Below are 24,423 nucleotides of genomic sequence, written 5' to 3' on the forward strand. Positions count from 1 at the left end.
CTGATTTTATTGGTTTGCTTTTTTTTGTGTAGTTTATTCAGCCCAACGCATATGTAAATTCTTGGTTCTGTCTGTATTACAATTAGGATACACCAATCCAGATTGTCTTTATGATGCGTATACACTCGGGTTGCACCAAGGTGGTCTTGGGCTTCACAACCGTTAATGGTGCTGGCCGTCACCTGGTAAATTCTTCTTACATTGATTACAACCTGATTCTCTGTCTGGATCACCAGACCGGGGCCACCAAATTTCGCCCATGGCGATGGGAGCTTTAGCAACGAATAGGTGAGCTGACTATTGAGCGGTAAAGTAACGGTGGGTGTTGCCCCAGTAGTTAGTGTAAATCCAGTCGAGGTTATTGATCCGCCCCGTATTAACGACTGATTAACTGAACAAGAGCCGGCATCGCTTACATTTATATAGATTGTCTGTTAGAAAAAGTCTACATCATCGCCAGTCGTTCGTCAATCGCCTGAGCCGTTTGCCGTAACGCCTGAATAATACCGCTTTTGCGAGCCTCAGAACAGCGGATTTCGGGCAGAAAAACACTCAGGCTGGCTACAACCCGCTCCAGTTTGCGTATAGGTACAGCCAATCCAATTATATGAGTAGGGGAATGTGTGATAGCCAATTCCTGCCGCTGAATGTCGGCTAAAGCGTGCCCGAACTGATCGGAGGTAGCTGCTTCCGGCCAAATGTCTGGTCTGGGAAGGCCAATAGCCTGCAATAAGCTTTCTCGCTCCTTTGGCGACATAAAAGCCAGCAACACCCGACCTGATGCGGTTTCGTATATATTTCGTTCGGTATGGCTCCGGACCTGCAAATCCTGGTCGCTATTGACAAGATGCACAATAAATCGCTTCTGATTTCGGATAATCCCCAGAACCGATGTTTCGTTGATCTGCTTTGTGAGCGTCTCCATGGCATTCTTGGCGGCCAGGACCAGGTTCTGACTATAGGCCAGATTGTTGGTCAGATTATAGGCCATTGGACCAAGCCGATACCCTTTTTTGCGCCCCAGGTGTTCGAGGTAATTTTTACTGACCAGCGTTTGAAGAATGTTAACGCAGGTAGCCTGATTCATCTGCAAACCTTCTGCAATTTCGGTTAATGAGTATGTCCGCTCGGAATCTCGCGCCACCCACTCTAAAATGTCCAACGCTTTAACTATGACTAAAACCATGCCTTTTGTAATGAATTAGAATACTGCAGGGCAGACTGTATATCCATGGATGCTCTTCAGTAGATTTAACTCGAGTTATTGTCTTAATACTATATCATTGATAAATTACGGTAATTATAATGGATTAATAGATAATTGCTGGAAATATAGTCTGAATATTCAAAGGACTAGTAATAGTAATTTTCTAATACGTAAATCTGCCTGATTTTAACAGAGCTATATTGATTATCATATAATTAATATGTAAGTCTAAAGTGCAATCGTTAATTAAAATTTATATAGAAAAAATATTGTCAAATACAGATCTATTGTATAGTATTGCATTGATAAATTTAAATTCAACAATGATATAATATATACTGTATGGGACAATCCATAATCTCGTTCCAAAAATTGAGTTTGCTTTGTTTTTACCTTCTATGTTTCGCCCTAACATCGCTGGCACAAAATACACAAACCGTTTCAGGACGCGTAACTGACGAAACAGGGGAAGGGCTTCCGGGTGTCACGGTCGTGCTGAAAAATTCGTCGGCTGGAACGTCAACCAACGCCGACGGACACTATCAGATTCTGGTGCCAGCCAACAATGTAACCTTGATTTTTTCCTTTGTCGGCTACCAGCCACAAACGATTAGCGTTAACGGGCGGAACGTGGTTGATGTCCGCCTGACAACAGATACTAAAACGTTGGGTGAGGTAGTTGTGATTGCCTATGGCGAGCAATCTGCCAAGACTGTTACAAGTTCCGTCGCCAAAATTGAGGGGGAGGCCATTAGTCGGCAAACGGTCAGTACACCGGGAGAGGCTCTGGCTGCCCTGGCTCCGGGGGTATCGGTTCAGTCCGAACAGGGAGGCTCGCCGGGTAACCCGCCGGCCATCGTGATTCGCGGAGGATCCTCGCTTGGCACTAACAGCGACCCACTCTATGTGGTCGATGGCTACCCGTTGCAAGACCCGGCTCAGTTCAACCTAATCAACCCTAACGACATTGAGAACATATCGATATTAAAAGATGCTGCGTCGACAGCTATCTACGGATCGCGGGCGGCCAATGGGGTCGTTATCGTAACGACTAAACGTGGTAAGGCTGGCAAGACGGCATTTACCGTATCGGCATACACGGGCCTTCAACGCATAGCCAAAAAAATCGATGTATTGAAACGCGACGAATATATCGACTGGCAAACAATTCGAGTCCGTTCTAACGCCTACAACACCACAACGGGTACAATAGGCACGCCAGAAGCATTACCCAGTAGCTGGACAGCTAATGCCGGTAATCTCCCCGATACGGACTGGCAGGACGTGATTTACCGGGATGCAGTCATTCGCAATGTGGAGGTATCGGCATCGGGTGGCACCGAAAAGGCCAGGTTCAATCTTTCAGCAGGTTATTTTCAGCAGGACGGTGTATTACGAGGATCGGCTTTTGATCGCTTCAATGTGCGGTTTAACCTCGATGCCAACCTGAGTCCCAAATTGAAAGTAGGTATTTCAATGGCCCCGTCCTACGCCGTACAGGACAGACAGGCCACTGCGGGGTCCTGGAACACCAGTAGTGGTAGCGTCAATAATGGAACCCGTGCCGTACCGAATGCTACGTCACTGGCCCTGATGGTTGCGCCAACTATGCCGATCTATATCGACAATGGCGATTATGCGCAACCAAATAACCAGTTGATAGGCCCCAATAACACAACGTTCTACACGGTTAACGTATTTAACCCCAAAGCGGTGATTGATCTGAATCAGAACAGCATCACCAGCTACCGGGTATTTGGAAATACATTTCTGGAATGGTCGCCCTTGCCGGGGCTACAACTGAAAACGGCGGGGGGAGGAACCATTACCATTGACAACCAATCCGCCTATATTCCAGCGACAATGGCTTCCGAATCGGCGAGGACAGCCAATATTTCAACCCCGGTCATCAGTTCGGTTTTTGCCCGCGAAGGGTCCAATTTTAGGGTCGATTACTTATGGGAAAATACGCTCAACTACAGTAAACAGGTAGGCGCGCATAGTTTTGCAGTGCTGGGGTTGTTCTCCCTGCAAAAGTTTCAGGGGCGCAACACGGCCACTTCCGCCAGAACGGGAACGGTGACGAATACGCTAATCGAAAATCCACTGGCCTCTCCCGATCTGGTGGGTAGTTTGAGTTACGACCAGAATGCGTTTTTGTCGTATGGTGGACGCTTTACGTATGATTTTCGTAAGAAATACCTGTTCTCCGGAGCGCTGCGAACAGATGCTTCATCACGTTTTGGGCCTAACAATCGGTACGCAGTCTTCCCGTCACTGTCGCTGGGATGGCGGGTGAGCGAAGAACCGTTCTGGAAAGTTATCCGGCCAATTGTGAGCGAATTGAAGGTTCGAGCCAGTATCGGGCAGACCGGTAACGCCAACATCGGCAGCTTCAATTACCTCAACAGCATGGATAATACCAATTACAGTTTTGGTGGGGGACGAGCGTTTGGATATACGCAGAATGGGTTTCCTAATCCGGATCTGACCTGGGAAAAAAATGAGCAGACTGATCTGGGGCTGGATATGACGCTCCTTAATAATAAAATTACACTGACAGTCGACTACTATAGCCGCATTACGAAAGGAATGCTGCAAAACCGCCAACTGCCAAGTGCGATCGGCTATGCGAACACAATCCGGACAAACATTGGGAGTCTGCAAAACCGGGGACTAGAACTGGCCCTTGGTACCACTGTCAATGTCAATAAGCTGCGCTGGGCCATTTCCGGTAATATCTCCGGAAACCGCACGAAAGTACTTGACTTGGGCGGAGTGGATTCGTTCGTGCCGGTCGCGTCCATCAATGGCTGGAATAATTCATATCAGGTGATCGTAGGCCAACCCCTAGGAAATATGTATGGGTTTCAGGTACTGGGCATCTTTAAAACACAAGCTGATCTGGACCGGTACGCACAGACAGGTACCAAAAGTGATCGGGTTGGCAACTGGATTATCAAAGATCAGAACGGTGATGGCAAAATCGACGAGAGTGATCGGACCCGGGTTGGTAAAGGTGTCCCCGATTTTATTTACGGTCTGTCGCAGTCGTTTCAGTACGGTAACTTCGACCTGAGCTTGTTGTTGCAGGGGGTGCAGGGCCGTGATGTCATTCAGGGGATTTTGCGGCAGCACTTCGGAGCCCAGAACACGTCGCACCAAGTGTATAAGAACACTTGGGACCCCGCTTCTCCTGACGTAGAGACGCGTTTCCCCCGGCTTGGGGCAGGTGGATACACGCCCAGCAACCAGCTTACCGACCGACAGGTATTCGACGGATCGTTTTTGCGGGTTCGTAACCTGACGATTGGGTATACGCTGCCGGCCAACGTGCTTCAACGGCTCAAACTCCAGCGCATGCGAGTTTATCTGACGGGGCAGAATCTGTTCACGTTCACCAGCTACCCCGGTTACGATCCTGAGGCCAGTATCAATACCGGCTCCCTGATTACGCCGGGCGTAGACCAGAGTACGTACCCAGGCACCCGTGTGTTTACTGGCGGCTTAACCATTGGCTTCTAACCCTTTTCCTCCTATGAAACCAATAACTTCTTTTACCCGTAGCCTGCTCCTTGCAACCTTGCTGGTTGGCGCTTCCAGTTGTGCCAACTTCGTAAACCTGACCCCTCAGGACGTTATCCCGGTCAGTGGCTTTTACCGAACCGAAGCCGATATTCAGGGAGCGCTCACCGGGGCCTATGGGTCAATGCGTCCCATCTACAACAGTTATTTTCAGTTCACTGAGTTGCCTTCCGACAACACCAGGACTATCTCTGCCAGCGAAGTTGCTCACGGTCCGTTCGACAAGCTGACATGGTTAACTTCGTTTGCTCCCATCGCCAGTTTCTGGAATAACGCCTATGGCGTCATTGCTGCGGCCAACATAACTCTGGCTCATGCCGATCAGGTAACATTCGCCCGTGCTGCTGCGAAAACCCAGCTTGTGGGCGAAGCCAAATTTATCCGGGCGCTTATGTATTTTAATTTAGTTCGATTTTTTGGCAATGTTCCCTTGGTGCTTACAGAAATCACTGCCCAGGAGGAAGCGTTCAATCTGGTAAGAACACCAATAGCCGATGTGTATGCCCAGATCGAGAAAGACCTGAGCGAAGCCGAAACGGCCCTCCCCGCTACGTATACGGGGGCTAATGTAGGTCGGGCAACCAGTGGGGCCGCTAAAGCACTGCTTGGTAAAGTGTTTTTACAGGAGAAAAAATGGCCACAGGCCGAAGCGAAACTGGCCGAGGTTGTGGCCGGAGGCAGATACCAGCTACTGGCCGACCTGACCAAAGTGTTTGGGCCTGGAAATGACAATAATGCCGAGATCGTGTTTGCCTGTCAATACCTCAGCACTGGGAATGGCGAGGGCAACACCTTCTCTTATGCATTTGCCCCTTCGACAGCCAACGCCACGAGCGTAGCTGCTGGCAACTCCAACATTGGCACACTGGACCTGTTCAATGCCTTTGAAACCGGTGATCAGCGAAAAACAGCCTACGTAGCGGTGGATGAGTCGGTAAAGCCAACCAATTACTACGCTAGAAAATTTGTGTATAATGTTATGGCGGTTGGTGAAGGAGATAACGACTGGCCTATCATCCGCTACGCCGATGTGCTGCTGATGTATGCCGAAGCTCTGAACAGAAACGGCAAAACCGATTTAGCCCTGACGCAGCTTAACCCCGTGCGTAAACGGGCCGGCCTGGGGGCTAAAACGGTGCTGTCTGTAACCGACACCCAACTGGCTATTGAGCAGGAACGGCGGGTTGAACTGTGCTTTGAGGGCCACCGTTGGCACGATCTGATTCGCTGGGATAAAGCGATCAGTACGATGATTGCTTTCAAAGCCAAATACGCCAGCCTTGACGGAGCAACCAGTAATATGCTCCCGGATGCGTACCGGACGTTGTTTTCTATTCCGGAGACGGAAGTTTTGCTGAACAGTAAATTGACGCAAAATCCGGGCTATTGAGTAGATAATACCCTTTTTCTTAAGTAGGGTCAATGGGTTGGTTCAACTGTATGCTAACTCTTTAAAAATGAAGAACGATATGAAATCGAGGAGGCTGATGGGGTTACTACTGTGCATGCTCAGTGTAGTAGGTCAGGGTGCGTGGGCCCAGAACACAAAATTTCCCATTTTCGATAACCAGCGATTGCCGCGCCCGACGGATATTTCTCGTGTAGAGGCCGATAACTTCAAAATAGACCTGACCCGAATCAACCGTTACCCTGATGGAATGGTCTACGGCGACCAGCCGACGCTACGCCGATTGGGAAATTACCTGCTGAATGATGCGGAGGGAAAAGCCATGTGGAAAAAGCAGGCAGAAAACACGGCGAACGTCGTCAATCAATGGGATTTGAACCGAACCGGCTTTGCAGCTAACCGGTACATTTACTCCATTGTGCAACTCGAAAATCTGTCGCTGGTTTACATGCTCACCGGCCAACGGGATCTCGGCCAATTCATACGGGCTCATTTGCTGCATATTACGGAGTTACCATACGAATTCTGGGTTCATGCCGAACTACGAGGCTATAACCCCAAGCTGCCCTTAGGCATGATCGAAACAGCCGCCGTTTGTACGGGTGTATCAGTGGCGTTATCGGCAACAGGAGCGCTGTTTTCGCCGGACGAAAAAGCGCGGGTGGAATCGGCGCTGCGAAACAAAGGATTACAGACCTGCCTGAACTGGCTTAAAACACCAAGCTTAAGCAATTTCACGGCGGTGATTAGCTCAGGGGCTTTTGTCGCAGCTCGATATTTCAACGATAATGACGCAAAAGAAAAAGCCCGGCAGGCGATGATTGGGTACCTGAACGGCTCCATCGAAAAAGATGGCAGCTACGGGGAGGGTACTGGCTATTTTAATTACCCTATTGGGTCAATATTATCTGCCGTGCTCTCTATGACTGAAGCAGAACGGCAATCGACCTTTTCATCATCGGGCCTACGGTATTCGTCTCAGTGGGAAGTTTACCCGTACCTGTTCAACACAAGTCAGGCGGGAAAACTAGAGCCGACTGTTATTCATTATGGCGACAATGCCTATTCGAGTTCGCCCTCGATAGCTGTCAATCAACTGCTGTCCTCCCTGTATCAGGATTCTCTTGCCGCCTGGTTGATCAAAAAATTCGACCGCAACCGTGATTTTAGAGAAGCCCTGTTAGCCTTTTCGGTCAAAGGTGATCCGTTAACTCCCAAATCGCCTGAACAAAGCCGGTTACCGCTGCTCAAAGTTTTCAACAGTGGCGACTGCTATATCCGGTCAACCTGGGCTGATAATGGAATTGTACTGGGGATGCGCTCTGGCGATGGGTCGCTCATCAAATTCAATCACCAGCGTGCCGAGCTACATTCAATTGGGCTGGGTGCCTACGGTGAATACTTGGTTGTTTCGCCCGGTTCGGCCTCCTACCGGAGCCCGTTGCATTATATGTATGATTACACGACGCGAGCAGCCAACACCATTACCATCGATGATAAAAACCAGCGTTTCCCCGGCAAAGGGCTAAATTCCTGGAGTAAGGGTCTGGACAATTCGGCCTTTTGGGTGAGTGGTAAACCGAAAGCTGAAGTTATTCTCAGCAAAGCGGGTGACATGGCCGACTTGCTCGTCAGTGAAGCCGCCAGTGCCTATGCGCCCACGATGAAACAAGCGCGTCGGTCGGTGCTGTTTGTGCGCGACCCCGGTTATTTCGTCATTGTAGACCGACTGGAGGTAGCCACCGACAGTACCCACAAATTCTCATATCGGTTGCATCTTAACAATCGTGACGGTAAGGGAAAACTGGCTCAGAAAAGCGATAGCCATTGGCAGTTTGAACGGCCCCAGGCAGATTTGGGCATCCACGTTTTTGCCAATACCATGCTCTCCTCCACGATCGGAGAGGGGTATATGCACGGCTCCGAGCGCGATTACAGCCCCGGTGGCGAGAACGAAGGTAAGCTAGGTAGCGCCATTGAGCTGACCGTTTCCAACAAAGCACCCACCGCCCAAATGACTTTTTACTCCGTGCTTTTTCCCACCAAAAAAGGGGGGGCTTCACAACCTGTTCAGCATACTGCAAATACGATTAGCATTGGGAAAGACAAGCTCGTGTTTGACGAACAGACCTACCGCCTAACCAAAAATGGAAGGACGGAAACATTCAATATGCCCTGAACCTAAATCGAACCTCATAGACCATGCTACGTTCCTATTCAATTGATCGCTGGCTTTTTTCGTTGTGTGCAATACTGTTCATGGTAATAACTAGTCCAGTGGTTCAGGCTCAGAAATCAGCCCAGTCAGTTGCCCTTAAACCGGTTAGTTCATTGGTAATTGCTGATCAGGTGCTGCACAAAGGTCTGGCAACCATCGATCTCGGCCTGTACCCCGGTAGTCTGCTGATGCACGCCATGAGCGAACTAAGTGTCCTGCAAAAAGACCCTAAAAACCTGAAGCAGGCCCTGGAATTGTTTGAGCAGTTCCGCAGTAAAAAAATTGATGGCAGAGGGAGTTTTGTCAGCTATGAAGTAGGGGGCAGTGGAGTGGCTTATCTGTACTGGCTGAAGAAGTCGGCTACCTTCCGCGATCAGGTTATGACAGGAGCAGACAAACTGTATACGACGCAAAAACGCTCCTCTGATGGAATTCTGACCGCTACCTGGGCCAAAGACAGCCTCGATCAGGTGTTTATCGACGTAGCGTTTGCCGTGACGCCTTATTTATTGTACAGTGGTCTGGCCCTGAACAAACCGGAGTATGTAGACAAAGCCGTTTTTGAAACCCTGGAGTTATTCCGAATTCTCCATGACCCCAATGGATTGATCCACCAGGGGCGCGGTTTTCAGGGGAAAGGAGTCGTTTCGCAGGACAACTGGAGCCGGGGGAATGGCTGGGGTGCCTTTGCGCTGGCAACACTAGTGCGGGATTTGCCCGATAGTCACCCGCAGAAAAAAGAGGTGAACCGTCTGGCCAAAGCTTTTTTTCAGACGGTACTGACGTACCAGAATCAGGATGGTTTGTGGCATCAGGAAATGACCGATACTACTTCGTTTGTCGAAACATCGGGCAGTGGCCTTTTGCTCTATGGTATCGGTATCGCCCTTGAAAAAAAGCTGCTTAATCCGTCCGATTTGGCAGCTTTCCGGAAAGGATTAAGTGGATATCTGGCTTATATCACGGAGGAAGGTTCCGTGGGTAATACGTGTATTGGATGCCTTTGTCCGGGAAAAGGTACTAAAGTCGATTATACACGAAAGACTGTCAGTTTCAACGATCACCATGCCTTTGGGCCCGTTGTTTTAGCCTTTACACAAGCCGCTAAATTAGGTGTCAATCAGGTAGTACCCCGGCAGCCAATGGGCAGTTACGCCGAAACTACCCGCCCCCGGACTTTTCTACGGTACATGCCGGAAGCCAATGGGAATATACTCTGGGAAAACGACCGCATTGCCTTTCGGGTATATGGCCCTCCTGTGAAGGATCGAGTCAGCAGTGGCATCGACATCTGGACAAAATCAGTCAGTTATCCCATCATTGATAAATGGTATCAATTGGCAGGGAAAGGACAGCAGTATCACATTGATCGGGGTGAAGGCTGTGATTTTTTTCACGTGGGCTTTGGCAGAGGCAATGGTGGAACCGCTATCTGGTTTAACAATAAACCGTACATCTCCCAAACGTATAGCCATCACCGTGTTCTGAAAAGTACGGACGATGAAATTTCTTTTGAGCTACTATTCGACCCTTGGGTAATTGACGGCTTCAACGTAGCGGAACGGAAAATAATCAGTATGAAGCTCGGAACGAATCTGTTTAAAGTAGTCAGTACGTTCGAGACCGATTATCAGGGCCCGCTCACGGCTGCTATTGGTATTTCGTTTGCCAATAAGCCCGAAGTGCTGGCGAACCAACAAGCCGGAACGCTTACCCTTTGGGAGTCTTACCTGCCCCAAAATGGGGAACTAGGTACAGCCGTTATTGCCAGTCCGGGTATTGTTCAGGGGTTTGCTAACTATCAGAAAGACCAGTTCATGCTCATAAACGTGAAAGCAGGGCAACCGGTCACCTATTACGTGGGTGCTGGCTGGACTAAAAATCCACAGATTAAATCGAAGCAGCAATGGCTTGACTATATCAACCAAGAATTACGCAGGCTAACCTTCTGATTGAATGTGAAATAACCCGAAAATAAGCATTTGTCATCTGCTTAACCGTTAAGCGCAATGAATCAACTCAAACTACTTGATTACGCAGCAATCCTGCTGTACATGATGATGGTGTCCGGGATCGGTATTTTTCTGGGGCGCTACGTCAAAAACATCAATGATTACTTCAAAGGCGGGAGTGGCGTTTCGTGGGTGGCTGGAGGGATCAGCAACTTCATGACAAAATTCAGCACGTTCATCTTCGTGGCCTATGCCGGCATTGCCTATTCGGATGGGCTAGTGGCCATGACGGTGATCTGGAGTACCGTTTTCCCTTCCCTGATTGCTATTGGTGTTTTCGCCAAACGCTGGAAACGGGCAGGAATCATGAGCCCGGTCGAGTTTCTGGAAACGCGTTACAATGCACCGATCCGGCAGTTGTTTTCGTGGAGTGGTGTGGTATTTAAGCTGCTCGACGATATGATAAAGCTGTATTCCATCGGACTTTTTATCACGGCAGCTTCGGGGATGCCGTTTGAAACCGCCGTCATTGGTTGTGGTATTGTTGTGACCCTGTACACGGTCGTTGGGGGATTCTGGGCCGTAATCGTGACCGACGTAGTACAGTTTGTTATCCTCTTTTTTGCGACGTTGATTCTGGTGCCACTGGCCTATCAGGCGGCTGGTGGCATCGACCATATGCAGGCGGTAATTCCCCAAAATATGACCTGGTTTAACGGCAAAAAAGGCATCCCGCTCTGGTTAACCACGTATTATATTCTGCTCATCATACGGTATCTGGGCAACTGGACATTCATCCAGCGTTTTTACAGCGCCAAAACCGAAACCGATGGACAAAAATTAGCGGGTTTATCAGCGTTTTTTTTCTTTGTTTTCCCGATCATTTTCCTGTTTCCACCCTTAGCAGCACGGGTTATCCTGCCTAATCTTCCTAACCCCGAAATGGCTTACGTCAGCTTATGCGTAAAATTATTGCCCTCGGGTATTATGGGATTAATGATGGCCGCCATGTTTGCCGCCACTATGTCGGTACTCAGTGCCGAATATAACGTAACAGCCAGCGTACTGACCCGGGATATTTACCAACGCGTATTCCGGCCCGATGCCAGCGGGAAAGAGAGTCTTCTTGTTGGCCGACTGATGACCTTGCTGGTGGGCGGCATCGTCACCGTTGGGGCCTTGTTTGTGGCCGGGTTTGGCGGGGCTTTCGAGGCCAATAAGTTACTGGCGGGCATTTTTGCCGTACCCATGATTGTTCCCGTCATCGTGGGAATATTGATGGCGAAACCGAAACCCTGGGGGGCGTTGGTCACACTCTTTGGCGGCATAGCTCTGGGGTTTCTGCTGCACGTCTTCTTCGTAAAAAACGACTATTTCAACCTCGCCGGTCCTGCTGTTATTGAAGAGATTAGATGGGCAATTGCTACGTTGGTAGAGATCATTTTTTGTTTTACGGTATTTATTGTGTCGGGGTATTTTAAATCGACCAATACCGCTTACAACAAGCGGGTGGCCGCTTTCTTTGATAAACTGGCCATTCCGTTTGTGCCTGTCGAGGAAAGCAAAAACGACGATGCTTTTGCCGATGCGATCAAACTCATGTACGGTATTGCCTTTGGGCTGACGGGCCTCATGTTCGTCGTCATGGGCCTGCCTTCGCATACGCTGCTAAGTGGCCAGTTGGCCATGGGTGCCGGGATTCTATGCTTGCTTCTTTCCGCTTTTTTGTGGTACAAAGCCCGAAAAATGGCGGCTGTTATCAATAAAAAACCAGCTATGAAATCCGCACTCTCGCAAGATTAAAAACCATCTCAACCTGAATAGTATGAATTACCTGGAAAATAAAGTTTGCTTTATTACCGGAGCATCGGGCGGCATTGGCCGAGCCACGGCCCGCCAGTTGCTCGACCTCGGCGTGAAGATCTTCGATTTTAGTCGCACAAATCAACTTGCCGACGAGGTGTCTCACGAAAACCTACGCTCTTTTCGGGGCGACGTAAGCGACGAAATGCAGGTGAAAGCGGGCTTTTTAGCTTGTCTGGAAGCGTTCGGGACTATTGACATATTGCTGAACAACGCCGGTATGGGTGTGTTGACCACCGATCTCTCGCTGACCGATCTGGAGACCTACGAACAGATGGTCAACGTCAACATGCGGGGTGTTTTCCTGTGTACCCGGGAAGCCCTGAAAATTATGAAGCCGAAGAAGACAGGGCATATTGTTACCCTGATTTCTATGGCTGGGCAACGGACTAATCCCAACGCACCGATTTATGCAGCTTCGAAATTTGGAGCGCGGGGACTTAGCAGTGGTCTGGCCGATCAGGTGATCAAGGAAGGTATTAAAGTAACTGACGTAAATCCCGGCCCCACCGACAGTAACTATTGGGGCGACCGCAAGGTGGCCCGGGAGAAATTTCTGAAAGTAGACGACGTAGCCAACGTGATCACCTTCGTACTTAATCAACCGGATTACGTCGTGATTCGGGAAATCAATTTTGACAATATGAACTATCTAGCCGGATGATATCGAACCTACTCCACTCCAATGGCAACGGCCATTCCGTTGCTTTACCACCATCACCATTTCCAATCCCTGTAGCCGAGATGCGCGATCGCTACCTGAAACTCTATACGGGTGCGGTCAATGATGTGTTACGGTTTAACTACGCGATGCATACAACCAGCCTGCCTGCCGATTTCACCCCCCTGCGTGAATCCATGAAACTGGCCGGGCTGGCATTTACCGTAAAGGGCGGCCCCGACATCACAACCGATGGCGAGTTTGAAATGCGGGCGCAAATGCTCGAAGATCTGTACGAAAATTCGGTGGTTGTCTGGGACTGCACTGGCGATGTCATTACCTCGCAATGGGGTGAGGTGATGACAATGGCCGCTCTGAAAATAGGCTGCAGGGGAGCGGTTGTCAACGGGATTCGCGACACGCAGGCAATTCTTGAGCAGGGTTTTCCGGTGTTTCACAAATACAAAGCAAATACGGGTATGCTGGGACGTTTCCGCATGTACCATTACCAGAAATCCATCCTGATGGGCGAAGTTACTGTGCACCCCGGTGACTGGATTTTCGGTGACATCGATGGTGTGATTGCCATTCCGCAGGCCATTGCCTACGACGTATTGGTAGCCGCTGAGGGCATTTTGCGCAAAGAGGATGAAATCAAGGGAATGGTAAAAGGGGGAATGAAACCAACCGATGTCGTTAAAAATGGGGGCTATTTCTAATCCGTATGCATTGGAACACTGCTCTGGCCGAGCCACCAGCCCAGTTGAAAAACAACCTGTTTCCTGAATGTCGAACGGAAGCTATCCTCCACTTGATACAATGATGCACACACTGAAACTTACCGGGATTGACCATCCTGCCGTGGCTGCCAATGACGTAGATGTTCTCGCAAATTGGTATTGTAAGGTGTTCGGCTACGAAAAGTGGTTTCGCCATCAGAACATCGGTACACTCAAATTGGTCTGGATGCTCCGTGCGCCCGACAATACGTTACTCGAAGTAATGCCCAAAGACAATACCCCCCGCCCGACGCGCACCACCTGGACGCCTGGCTGGTCGCATGTAGCTTTACGGGTTGCCAATCTTGATGAGGCCATTGCTTTTCTCGATACCAGAAATGTAACCTGGAGGGGCGAGGTTACCGATGCGATTGGTGGCGGTAAGGTTCGCAGCCTGTTCGATCCCGATGGAAATATGCTTCAGATATTGGAAAGACCTACCCTTAACGAACCTTCATGAAAAAATTCAAAATCAACGGCATTGATCATCCTGCCGTGGCTGCCAGTAATGTAGACGAGTTGGCCACCTGGTACTGCGATGTATTGGGGTATGAACAATGGTTTCGGGACCCACGCCCTATCTGGCTATTAAAAGCCACCGACGGTACCCTACTGGAGATACTGCCCATTGATGCCACGCCACGGCCCGTTCGGACAAATCTGACACCAGGCTGGTCACATGTGGCCTTTCAGGTGGACGATATAGTTGCCGCCATTCAGCATCTGGACAATTACGGCATTACGTGGTCGAGTGTTCTCTCGCCGCAACTGGCGGTGGACGAGTCCGCACATTCTTTGACCCGGAAGGAAATGTTTTACAGCTAATCGAACGGACAAAACGATGACCTCCTTATTTTTCACCGGCAATAAAACGTTTCGTCTTCACCCGGTTGAGCCGCAACCTCCACAACCAGGCGAAGTACAACTCCGCGTGGCTTACTGTGGCGTATGCGGTACCGATGTACATATCTATCATGGCGCCATGGCCCAGCGGCTGCAACTACCACAGGTAATTGGTCATGAAGTTTCTGCCGAGGTTGTCGCGCTGGGTAAGGGCGTGCTAGGCTGGCAACCGGGCGATCGGGTAACGGTACGTCCTTTACTGCCGGGAGTGGAAGACCCATCGGATAATGGGCAGCACCATATTGGCAAAAATCTGAAATTCATCGGGATCGACTCCCCCGGCGGCATGCAGCAGTACTGGAACGTACCGGCCTATACCCTCCACCGATTACCCGATCATTTACCGATGCAATTGGGTGCGCTCATTGAACCGCTGGCTGTTGCCTGTCATGACGTAAGGCTGGGTGAAGTACAGCCGGGTGAACATGTAGTGGTCATTGGTGGTGGTCCTATCGGTATGATGATTGCACTTGTCGCCCGACAGAAAGGCGCGCAAGTCCTGATTTCGGAGGTTAATACGGCCCGGCTGGCGCTGGCCGAATCGCTGAGGTTACCGACAATTAACCCGACGACTACGGACTTGGTAACGCAGGTTGAGCTGTTCACTAAAGGCTCTATGGCTGATGTTGTGTTTGAGGTATCGGGAGTGCAGACGGGCGTATCCGCCATGACACAGGTCGTGCGGGCGAGGGGTCGGATTGTGATGGTAGCGATTCATGCTGAGCCAAAAGCAACTGATTTGTTCCGCTTTTTCTGGCGTGAATTAAGGTTGATAGGGGCACGGGTGTATGAACCCATTGATTTTGAGGAAGCGATTGCCCTGGCAGCAGCCGATATGTTGCCGCTTGACAAACTCATTACGCAGATTGCCCCGCTGGCCGATGCTCCGGCTATTTTTGAGGCCATGAATGCCAACCCGGCAGGTATGAAATATCTGCTCAACTGCCAGAACTGACCAATTCTTCTGGGTAGTTCCCAAATGTAACATAGGTTGGTTTTAGAAAGCCTCCTGTTATGCAGGAGAGCTTTCTTATTAACCCTTTTCTGACTCTTCTTTCCCAATGAAAACTGCTTCCATTATCAGTTATTCAGGTATTCCCAGCCTGCCAAGCCACATGACCAAGGTGTATTTGTTCCTGATTGGATCAGTTATTACACTGTCTAATTGTGTTGCCCTTCCTCCCATTCGCAAAGCCGATGTTGTTGTGTATGGCGGTACGTCGGCGGCTGTTACAGCGGCTGTTCAGGTCCGAAAAATGGGCAAATCGGTCATCATCGTATCTCCCGATAAACATCTGGGTGGGTTATCATCAGGGGGATTGGGCTTTACCGATACAGGCAATAAAGAAGTAATTGGAGGCTTGTCGCGTGAGTTTTACCAACGCTTATACGCCCATTATCAGCGGCAGGCCGCCTGGAAATGGCAGAAAAAAGCAGAATACGGTAACAAAGGCCAAGGGACGCCGGCTATTGATGGGGCTAACCGTACAATGTGGATTTTTGAGCCACATGCTGCCGAAAAAGTCTTTGAAGACTTTATTCGGGAATACAAAATTCCGGTTTATCGAAACGAATGGCTCGATCGCTCCGCATCGGGTACTCAAAAACAAAACAATACTATACGGTCGTTTCGCACCCTCAGTGGGCAGATTTATGAAGGCAAATTATTTATTGATGCTACGTATGAGGGCGATTTGATGGCTGCTGCCGGTGTCAATTACCACGTCGGGCGGGAAGCCAACAGTGTGTATAATGAAACCTGGAATGGCGTTCAGGTGGGTGTATTTCAGCACGAGCACTATTTTAAATCGCCTATTAGTCCCTACAAAATTCCGGATGATCCCAATAGCGGTTTATTGCCCGAAATATCGGCCGACAAACCGGGACCCAATGGGGCAGGGGATCATAAAATTCAGACGTATTGTTTTCGCATGTGCCTAAGCAACCATCCCGATAACCGCGTTCCGTTTCCCAAACCCGAGGGCTATAATCCTGCCCGTTATGAACTACTGGCACGTGTTTTTGCCAGTGGCTGGCGCGAAACCTTCCAGAAATACGACGCTATTCCAAACCGAAAAACCGACACCAACAACCACGGCCCGTTCAGCACGGACTACATCGGCAAAAACTATGACTACCCCGACGCTACGTATGAACGCCGGAAAGAAATCATTAAAGACCATGAGGTATACCAAAAAGGACTGATGTATTTTCTGGCGAACGATCCGCGCATTCCTGCCGATGTACACAGGCAGATGCAGCAATGGGGGTTAGCCAAAGATGAGTTTACCGACAATGGACACTGGCCACACCAGCTCTATATTCGTGAAGCCCGGCGAATGCTGGGTACATTCGTGATGACCGAAGCCGACGCACTGGGCAAAACGGACGTACCACAACCCATTGGCATGGGCTCGTATGCACTCGACGCGCACAACTCGCAACGGTTTGTGAAGGGCGATGGCTTTGTGCAGAACGAGGGAGATATCGGGGTACATCCCGACAAGCCTTACTTCATTGCTTATGGGTCGATTCTTCCCAAAGAGAACGAGTGTAGTAATCTATTGGTGCCCGTTGCAGTCTCTGCTTCACATATTGCCTACGGGTCGATTCGAATGGAACCAGTTTTCATGATTTTAGGCCAATCAGCAGCCACAGCAGCCGTCTTATCTATGGAGGCTAAGACAACACCACAGCGCCTGTCTTACGAAACGCTGCGGAAAACACTGCTAAAAGATGGCCAGCGATTGACCGATAAAAAGCAGGCTTTGCATTGACGAATACATAGTTCATATAAAGTCGATAGTATCCTTAATGAAATACGGTACTATCCTGAAAATCAGATTAGATTGTTAATCCTATTGCCTATCTAAAACCGCTTTTGGTATGAGATCAGTTGTCTTATTTCTTCTAGTAGCCTTCTGCTGTTGTTCATTCCAGTCCGGCAGGGCAGTTCAGACCAATTCCTACGATGTAGTCGTATATGGAGGTACGCCTGGTGGGGTCATGGCAGCAGTGGCGGCAGCTCGGGCTGGAGCAGGCGTTTTGCTTATCGAGCCTACAAAACATGTAGGTGGACTGAATACGAGCGGTATAGGTACGGCTGAATCAGAGCATATGATTGAGGAAACGTACTCTGGACTACCGCTTCAGTTTTATGAACGGCTGGGCAAGTATTACGGCAAAAATGGCCCTGTTTTTTATTTCGAGTCGCACGTAGCCGAAAAAATACTTAACGATTTACTGCGGGAAGCCAATGTGCCGGTACGTTACCACGCCTATGTGCAGTCGGTGCAGAAGAAGGGGCCGATTATCCAGTCGATCAACCTGACAAATGGCGAACGTGTGGCCGGTAAGGTTTTTATTGATTGCACGTATGAAGGCGACTTAATGGCTAGCGCGGGTGTGGCTCATACCCATGGTCGGGAGAGTCGGGAAAAGTATGGCGAATCGTTGGCGGGAGTACGGTTTGTTGATACGCCAATTGAAGCCTCACCTTATAATGACGCTGGTAAGTTGTTGCCGGGTTTTGTGGAGCGCGCTACGTTAACTGAAGGGCAGGCCAGTAACCGCGTTATGAACTATAACTTCCGCCTGACGTTATCGACCAACACTGACCGTCGGCCGTTTCCTAAACCAGCTACTTACGAACCGAACCGGTATTTGCTGTTGACTCGGTTGCTTAAAAAACAACCCGAAACAAAACTACGTGACATCATTGATCTATATTCTTGGACGTATCCCAAGGGGAAGTTTGAAGCTAATAATAAGCAGAAGGCAATAATTTCCTTGGGTCATTTTGGAGGTAATGTTGATTATCCAAATGCTGATAATACTAAGCGTCAGGCCATTTATGCTGACCATAAGGCATGGACACTAGGTCTAATGTACTATCTGGCCAATGACCCGTCCGTTCCAGAAGCTCTGCGAACAGAAACCGCAGCTTATGGACTAAGCGCAGACGAATTTAAGGATAATGAGAATTTTCCATATTACCTCTACGTGCGCGAGGCCCGACGCATGGTAGGTGCTTATGTACATACGCAGAAAGATATTCTGGAGGAGCGCACCAAGCCAGATGCAATTTGTTTGGGCTCGCACTGGATTGACAGCCACCACGTACAGCGTGTAGCTGTTTCGAAAACCCAGTTTGTCAACGAAGGCCGAATCTGGGAGTCCATCTCCAATCCTTATGAAATCTCCTACCGTACTATCACACCCAAGGCTAATGAGTGTACAAATTTGCTGGTACCGGTATGCTTGTCAGCTTCACACGTAGGCTTTTGTTCGTTACGGGTCGAGTCGACATGGATGCAACTTGGCAACAGTGCAGGTATTGCTGCCGCAATGGCCGTCAGCCAGAAAAAGACCGTACAGAATCTGAATATATCTGAGTTACAAGGTAAGCTAAAGCAGGGAGGGGTCATTATCAGCATTGATCATCAAGTCTGGAACGGAACGAAAGACAAAGATATTCAACATTAAATCGGTGTCTTCAAAAGCCAGAAAACACGTCTTGTGTTGTCTAGACTTTCCTGATCCAGTCAATGCCAGCCTATCGGAATTTCCTGACTCTATTAATTTTTATGTTATAACTGCAAGCTATTCATGCCCATAGAGTCTCGATTAAGAGCGGTTACACTTCGCTGAATTTTGTCTTTTTTATAAGCGATCATTTGATTGTTCAAGGTATCAAAAATGCCCGAACTCTCGACTTTAGACTAGGCCAGTTTATTGAGAGGAATCACCTTTGCTTTCCACCAGTTTGTTCGGGTTTTCAACTATAAGGGCTATCGAAAAGGGTTGAATACATGGTTGGGTAATCAGCTCTTTTCGATAGCCCTTATAGTTGGTTAACTAAATCAATAATTTTTGCGAAAGTATGAACAAGACGAAGTAGGTAGTTGGAGGACTATTAGCTGTAGATGGTGTCATATTTCAAACATATGAGAAAAGATTTTAGACTAACTACCTAATAGCCTCCAATGGAATTAACTATAAACTTGTTGTAAGTTTCTTGTCTGCCAGTGCAGTGCCTTCAATTCGGGCTCTGATTTTTGCAAAAGCAATTTCTCTGGCTGTCGATACGTCGTCGGCAAAAGGGGAAAAGCCGCAATCATCAGTTGTGCCAAGTTGATTAACAGGTAATATCTGAGCAGCTTCCAGTATTAACTCGCTAATTTCCTGAGGAGTCTCAATTCTTGGGTCCAGTACGTTAGTTACGCCTAAAAATACCCGTTGACTGGGTTTAAGATTTTTCTTAATTGCTGATAATACGTTTGCTTTATTTTTTTCTGCGGCAAATTCCAGATAAAAATTGCCTGCATTTAAGTCAAATAGATAGGGTAGAAGCTCACTGTAGCTGATGTCTGCACTATGAGTCGAATCATGATCGCCACCAGGGCAGGAATGTACACCAATCCGGGCTTGTTCTGCAGCACTGAAGCGATTTAAGACCTGATTATTCAGGTCGATAAAGGCACGTAAGAGTTGCTTACTGGGGTCTAGCTTGATTGCTAAACGAGCCTCTGTGAAGTCAATCTGAACATTATAGGCTCCGGCCAAAAGACAGTTCCTGATTTCGGTTTCCGCTTCATTAACCAGATCGGCTAAAAAGGCTTCCTGAGTATAACCCTCGATACCACTTTGTGGATAGAGTAAGCTAATGGCCGAAGCTGAAATAACCGCTTGCTTTACCGGAAGTGACGTATAGCTCTTAGCTCGTTTTAAAAATGTGTCGGCTGAGTGTACGTAGCGAAAGGGGCTTTGGGAAATAACTGGTAGCTGACGTGTATGACCATCAGCAAAAGGGATAACTACGCCGTTGGGTAGTAAACCGTGGAGGCCAGCAATAGGATACGTAGCAAAACTAGGCTTGGATTGTTCGCCATCTGTAATAACTGACGATCCGGTTTTCTCAAAAGCGGCAATGGTTTCCTGAAGTGCCTGATCTGTAAAACGATCTAGTTCGGTTTGGGTTATATCGCCACTAGCAAAAGCAGTCATGGCTTGTTGGAGGTAAGCAGGCCGGGGTATACTACCAACCGGTTCGGTACGAAGTAAAGGCATATGTGTAGTAGTTGAGTTAAGAGAAGTTAAATGAAGATTATTACGTCTTTAGATTGCGGAGCGTTGCCGTAATCTGGCGATGTATGCAAAAAAGCCTAAGCCAGCGCTTAGCGTCAGAATACAAATTAGCCACTGAGAAGCTGATGGGCGAATAACAAGTAATGCACCCAGAAACTGTACGATTAAAATCGCGTAGAGTAAACGAGCAATAATGGTTCGAGCCAATCTGGTAATGACGAAGGCTCCCAACGGGGCAAAGAAAACGACAATTGGAATGCAGGTCAGCCATAATTCGAACGACTCATTGTTAAAATCATGGAGAATCTGGGCATGGAGAAAAAAGCCTAGCAACGTTTCTATTGTCATAATAATGACTGATGATGGTGTTGCTACTTTTTCGTTAAGTCGGTAAAAAATAGTGACCAGACAAAATGTGAAAATGTTAATGCCAGTTCCAAAAATGGACGAGATAACACCACCAACCAATCCGAAAAGCGCCAACCGAATCATATCGGATGACTGAAAATTGGGAATGGCATCAAAAACGATGCGATATGGATTGCGATTTTCTCGCCAGAGTGTGATACCGAAACTGAGCCAGAGTGACACAAAAAAAAGCTTGGCCGCAACAGGCGAAATCAATGGTACAGCATAGTACGTTCCGAAGATCAGGCCAAAAATACCCCCTAGCGTTACGTATCGGATATAATTCCAGTCTACTCGAACCCGTAGCCCTAGAATAAGTAACGAAGCTGAGGTCATGCCAATACTCTGGATGGCGAACGAGAAATTACGTGCTACCGGTGGGGGAATCTTCAGCAATAGCGTAAATACCGGATACGAAATTGCCGCACTTCCCTCCGGACTTGAACCGGCAATGAATGAGCCCAGGACCATTGTTAAGGCTGCAGTCCACCGACGTACCAGAAAACTGACGTCGGGCAACGATGTCATGTACCATATCCAGCCACTTAATACGCTGACCAGAAACAGAAGATACAAAATCGGAATACGATGTGCAGGACGCTCTGGGGTAGACATGGCAGGATATAGAACAGGACAACAATAGGCAACTTGAGCTAGCAGGGCTGTGAACTGGGTGGCCATCAGCCCCACTATCCTCAGGATAGTAATTCGTACTCAGATTAATATTATGGTTTTACTTTTTCAGCAAACTTAAAATTGTTTCCTGATTGGCTAAGATTGCATCCAGCGTCTGCTGATTTTTGAGGATTGCCTGTTGATTGCCTAAAATGCTATCCTGATTGCTAATAATGGTTTGCTGATTACCCAGAATAGAATCCAGTGTTCCCTGATTTTTTAAAATTGTCTCTTGGTTTTTAAGAATGTTTTCTTGATTCGCCAGGATACTTTCCTGGTTCTTAAGCACTTGATCATTTTGGGATTCCATAACTACATTTTGGTTTAATTGATAGGATTAATTGACAAATTTCCCGTTTCAATACATACTATTCGATTATAGCATCGCGTACTGTTTGCGAGAAGTACGACCCGTTTCGGATTGAATTTTAGCTGATCGTTTATACATTGTTTGTGGTGGTTGCATAGTCTCATTACGCGGGTTTTCATGCAGCCACTTCTGGAATCGCTGCGTTAGGAACGGCAAGGCCACACATACCATATAAGGCACTAGCAGACAGGTTAAGCAAAACGTTCGGGCTACTAGTGGCAATTGTGCTGTAAAAGGCAGTTGAGTCAAGGCGTAAGTCATTACCGTACTGAACGGAAACATCGCCGACCAAACCAGCAGTGCCATCTTCCATTTATTTGTTTTCATAGCGAATCAATTAAATCGGTATGTTTCTGTGGTTTAGAAATAGGTAATGATAGGATAAGATGATAAGTTTGTGAAGATGTCCCCACCAGCAATAACCAGTGGGGAACATGAACTACCAACCTAATATAATTTGGGGAGCCGGATCAATACATTCTATTGATCCGGCTTTGTTTGTGTGAGTTGATTTTTAGTTACATGCGTGTATCCTTGGTTGGCCAGCATTTCACCCATATCAGCATAAATCGCCGGATCTTGCGGGGCCCATGTAGCCAGTCCGTCAACGTAGCGATTATACATGCAGAAAGCAGCGGCAATTAGTATCGTATCGTGAATATCCCGATCTGTAGCACCTTGTTTGCGAGCATCGGCTACCTGCTCGGTGGTAACATATTTGCCGCCCTGTTGCACACTACCGGCAATCGCCAGTAATGCCTTCACTTTATCTGAAACGGGGGCTGTCATGGGGTTTTTCCACGTTTGAGCTACTATCTGATTATCTCGCCCTAGCAAATAATCGGCGGCAGCACCGTGACTGGTTGAGCAGAAAAAGCAATCGTTTTGTCGAGAGGTGTAAGAGGCAATCAATTCTCGTTCGCCCTGTGTGAGCGTATCGCTGGCGTTGGTACGTAACAGTACTTCAGCTAATTCATTCAGCGGTTTAGTTGTTTGTGGGCTAAAAGCCATTGGCCCTAAAATCCCGGGAAGTCCTTCTGGAAGTCGGATATGTGGCATAGTCGCAATAGTCTTGAATTGAGATACTTAAAGGATGAACGTAGCATCGAGTGCACGTCCAAGTTGAAGCTGTTTAGAAATTTACTTTTGGCTGATAATCCCGCCGAAAGAATACGTTTTTTGTCATCCCGACCGTCCCGGCCCGAGCTTCGAGATCCCTCCAGCACCGGATGACAAAAACGCAATGATTTAGAAAATTCTAAACAACGTCAATTTGTATTAATCGTTTTGCAGATTGTCGAGTCAGCCAATAACCCATAGCCCGCCAAGTACAAGCTAAAGGCTGTAACCTTCGCTACGTAGGGGATAACTAGCTTGTGCAACTTGGCTGCGTTGTAATAAGGGAAAGCTTAGTTATTCTGCCAATGGGTTAAACTAACAGCATATTTACAGCTTAAGTGTAAATGCTTACGCTTACAGAAATCTATACAACGTAGCAACTCATCATTTCACGCAAACACAGCTATTATCGAGACCAATGCAAATGCATAGCTCAAAATGATTGAGTTCAACGCCGAAAATCGGAGAAACTATGAGAATAGAATGCTACGTAATAGCGACATAAATATACCAACAGCATCTGCTGTGATAAGGTATATGGCTAAACGTGATGAACAGCTAAACAGCTAGTTCAGGAGGAGGGGAGTGAATGGGCGCAGTGCGCGTAGAGAACATAAACGTAGCATCAGGAATTCTGATGGATTGGCTACAGACACTACGTAAAAAATGGAGTTTCGTTGACGAACCCGGTGAATACTCTTTGAGCAGGAATTTTAGCAACTGGCTGGCTTTGTGACCTGTATCAGATGAGGTTGTCAGGTGATTGTTGAGAAAAGCGAGCAAATCATCCTGCCAGAATGAATGGTTAGCCGCTTCAAGACCTGCAATAAGAATCTTGTCGTCTTGTATTTCTAGACTAACGACGTTATAATAATGCCCTCGATACCGAAAACCATCCTCAGTTGTACGGGCAATTGCTTTAGCGTCGGTTTGATCTTTCAGGGGAATCTGGAATTCGACGATGCTATCAACCGAACGATAGACGAGTAATCGTTCTGACAAGTCATGCTCAGCTTGCCACCAACTAACTAAGCCCACAATGGCACTGGCCAATGTGTGGAATAGCAAGAGTGCAAATAAGCTTATAGATGCTCGTCTTTGTATCATGAGGATACTTGGTTGTTGGCAAATATAATCACATCAATTGATACTAAGTAATATGGTAGTACTAAATCATGAAATTATTTG

The 24,423-nt window shown here is 48.0% G+C and carries 20 protein-coding genes; 13 read left to right on the top strand and 7 right to left on the bottom strand.

Going from position 1 to position 24,423, the window contains the following annotated elements:
* Positions 1 to 110 precede the first annotated feature (110 nt).
* Positions 111 to 278 carry a hypothetical protein gene (locus ACYVD4_RS06100; RefSeq protein ID WP_460943457.1) on the top strand — a complete coding sequence of 56 codons (168 nt, stop codon included), beginning with the start codon at positions 111 to 113 and terminating at the stop codon, positions 276 to 278.
* A 167-nt stretch (positions 279 to 445) separates the two neighbouring features.
* Here ACYVD4_RS06100 and ACYVD4_RS06105 read toward each other — a convergent pair whose 3' ends face one another.
* Complete coding sequence (locus tag ACYVD4_RS06105; RefSeq protein WP_460943459.1) at positions 446 to 1,186, bottom strand: IclR family transcriptional regulator; 741 nt, start codon at positions 1,184 to 1,186, stop codon at positions 446 to 448.
* A gap of 363 nt (positions 1,187 to 1,549) precedes the next feature.
* Between ACYVD4_RS06105 and ACYVD4_RS06110 the strand changes: the two genes are divergently transcribed.
* The 12 genes from ACYVD4_RS06110 (at position 1,550) to ACYVD4_RS06165 (ending at position 19,061) form a co-directional block, all read left to right on the top strand.
* Positions 1,550 to 4,732 carry a SusC/RagA family TonB-linked outer membrane protein gene (locus ACYVD4_RS06110; protein WP_460943461.1) on the top strand — a complete coding sequence of 1,061 codons (3,183 nt, stop codon included), beginning with the start codon at positions 1,550 to 1,552 and terminating at the stop codon, positions 4,730 to 4,732.
* 13 nt (positions 4,733 to 4,745) lie between these two features.
* Complete coding sequence (locus ACYVD4_RS06115) at positions 4,746 to 6,182, top strand: RagB/SusD family nutrient uptake outer membrane protein (protein ID WP_460943463.1); 1,437 nt, start codon at positions 4,746 to 4,748, stop codon at positions 6,180 to 6,182.
* A gap of 79 nt (positions 6,183 to 6,261) precedes the next feature.
* Positions 6,262 to 8,379: a heparinase II/III domain-containing protein gene (locus ACYVD4_RS06120; RefSeq protein WP_460943466.1), complete on the top strand. Its 2,118-nt coding sequence runs from the start codon at positions 6,262 to 6,264 to the stop codon at positions 8,377 to 8,379.
* 23 nt (positions 8,380 to 8,402) lie between these two features.
* Positions 8,403 to 10,370: a DUF4861 family protein gene (locus ACYVD4_RS06125; protein ID WP_460943468.1), complete on the top strand. Its 1,968-nt coding sequence runs from the start codon at positions 8,403 to 8,405 to the stop codon at positions 10,368 to 10,370.
* Positions 10,371 to 10,427: 57 nt separating this feature from the next.
* Complete coding sequence (locus tag ACYVD4_RS06130; RefSeq protein ID WP_460943470.1) at positions 10,428 to 12,173, top strand: sodium:solute symporter family transporter; 1,746 nt, start codon at positions 10,428 to 10,430, stop codon at positions 12,171 to 12,173.
* 22 nt (positions 12,174 to 12,195) lie between these two features.
* Positions 12,196 to 12,897, top strand: coding sequence for an SDR family oxidoreductase (locus ACYVD4_RS06135; protein WP_460943472.1), 702 nt, complete (start codon positions 12,196 to 12,198; stop codon positions 12,895 to 12,897).
* Positions 12,894 to 13,613: an RraA family protein gene (locus tag ACYVD4_RS06140; protein ID WP_460943474.1), complete on the top strand. Its 720-nt coding sequence runs from the start codon at positions 12,894 to 12,896 to the stop codon at positions 13,611 to 13,613. The genes ACYVD4_RS06135 and ACYVD4_RS06140 overlap by 4 nt, the downstream gene beginning before the upstream one ends.
* Positions 13,614 to 13,680: 67 nt before the next feature.
* Entirely contained in the window at positions 13,681 to 14,133 is a 453-nt protein-coding gene (locus tag ACYVD4_RS06145; protein ID WP_460943476.1) for a VOC family protein, read from the top strand.
* Positions 14,130 to 14,498 (top strand): VOC family protein, encoded by a 369-nt coding sequence (locus ACYVD4_RS06150; protein ID WP_460943478.1) that lies wholly within the window; start codon positions 14,130 to 14,132, stop codon positions 14,496 to 14,498. The genes ACYVD4_RS06145 and ACYVD4_RS06150 overlap by 4 nt, the downstream gene beginning before the upstream one ends.
* A gap of 16 nt (positions 14,499 to 14,514) precedes the next feature.
* Positions 14,515 to 15,531, top strand: a complete 1,017-nt coding sequence (locus tag ACYVD4_RS06155) for a zinc-dependent alcohol dehydrogenase (protein WP_460943481.1) — start codon at positions 14,515 to 14,517, stop codon at positions 15,529 to 15,531.
* Between the two features lie 106 nt (positions 15,532 to 15,637).
* Positions 15,638 to 17,353 (top strand): FAD-dependent oxidoreductase, encoded by a 1,716-nt coding sequence (locus tag ACYVD4_RS06160; protein WP_460943483.1) that lies wholly within the window; start codon positions 15,638 to 15,640, stop codon positions 17,351 to 17,353.
* Between the two features lie 109 nt (positions 17,354 to 17,462).
* Positions 17,463 to 19,061: an FAD-dependent oxidoreductase gene (locus ACYVD4_RS06165; RefSeq protein WP_460943485.1), complete on the top strand. Its 1,599-nt coding sequence runs from the start codon at positions 17,463 to 17,465 to the stop codon at positions 19,059 to 19,061.
* A 510-nt stretch (positions 19,062 to 19,571) separates the two neighbouring features.
* Here ACYVD4_RS06165 and ACYVD4_RS06170 read toward each other — a convergent pair.
* The 6 genes from ACYVD4_RS06170 to ACYVD4_RS06195 form a co-directional block, all read right to left on the bottom strand.
* The gene (locus tag ACYVD4_RS06170) at positions 19,572 to 20,645 is read right to left on the bottom strand and encodes a cobalamin-independent methionine synthase II family protein (protein ID WP_460943487.1); all 1,074 of its coding nucleotides are present in this window, start codon (positions 20,643 to 20,645) and stop codon (positions 19,572 to 19,574) included.
* Positions 20,646 to 20,693: 48 nt separating this feature from the next.
* Entirely contained in the window at positions 20,694 to 21,686 is a 993-nt protein-coding gene (locus tag ACYVD4_RS06175; RefSeq protein WP_460943489.1) for a sulfite exporter TauE/SafE family protein, read from the bottom strand.
* Between the two features lie 118 nt (positions 21,687 to 21,804).
* A complete protein-coding gene (locus ACYVD4_RS06180; RefSeq protein ID WP_460943491.1) occupies positions 21,805 to 22,056 on the bottom strand; it encodes a hypothetical protein in 252 nt (83 codons plus the stop codon).
* A 66-nt stretch (positions 22,057 to 22,122) separates the two neighbouring features.
* Entirely contained in the window at positions 22,123 to 22,443 is a 321-nt protein-coding gene (locus ACYVD4_RS06185) for a hypothetical protein (RefSeq protein ID WP_460943493.1), read from the bottom strand.
* Between the two features lie 153 nt (positions 22,444 to 22,596).
* Positions 22,597 to 23,175, bottom strand: coding sequence for a carboxymuconolactone decarboxylase family protein (locus ACYVD4_RS06190; RefSeq protein ID WP_460943495.1), 579 nt, complete (start codon positions 23,173 to 23,175; stop codon positions 22,597 to 22,599).
* Between the two features lie 618 nt (positions 23,176 to 23,793).
* Entirely contained in the window at positions 23,794 to 24,342 is a 549-nt protein-coding gene (locus ACYVD4_RS06195; protein ID WP_460943497.1) for a hypothetical protein, read from the bottom strand.
* Between the last annotated feature and the right edge of the window lie 81 nt (positions 24,343 to 24,423).

Source organism: Spirosoma daeguense (assembly GCF_054776875.1).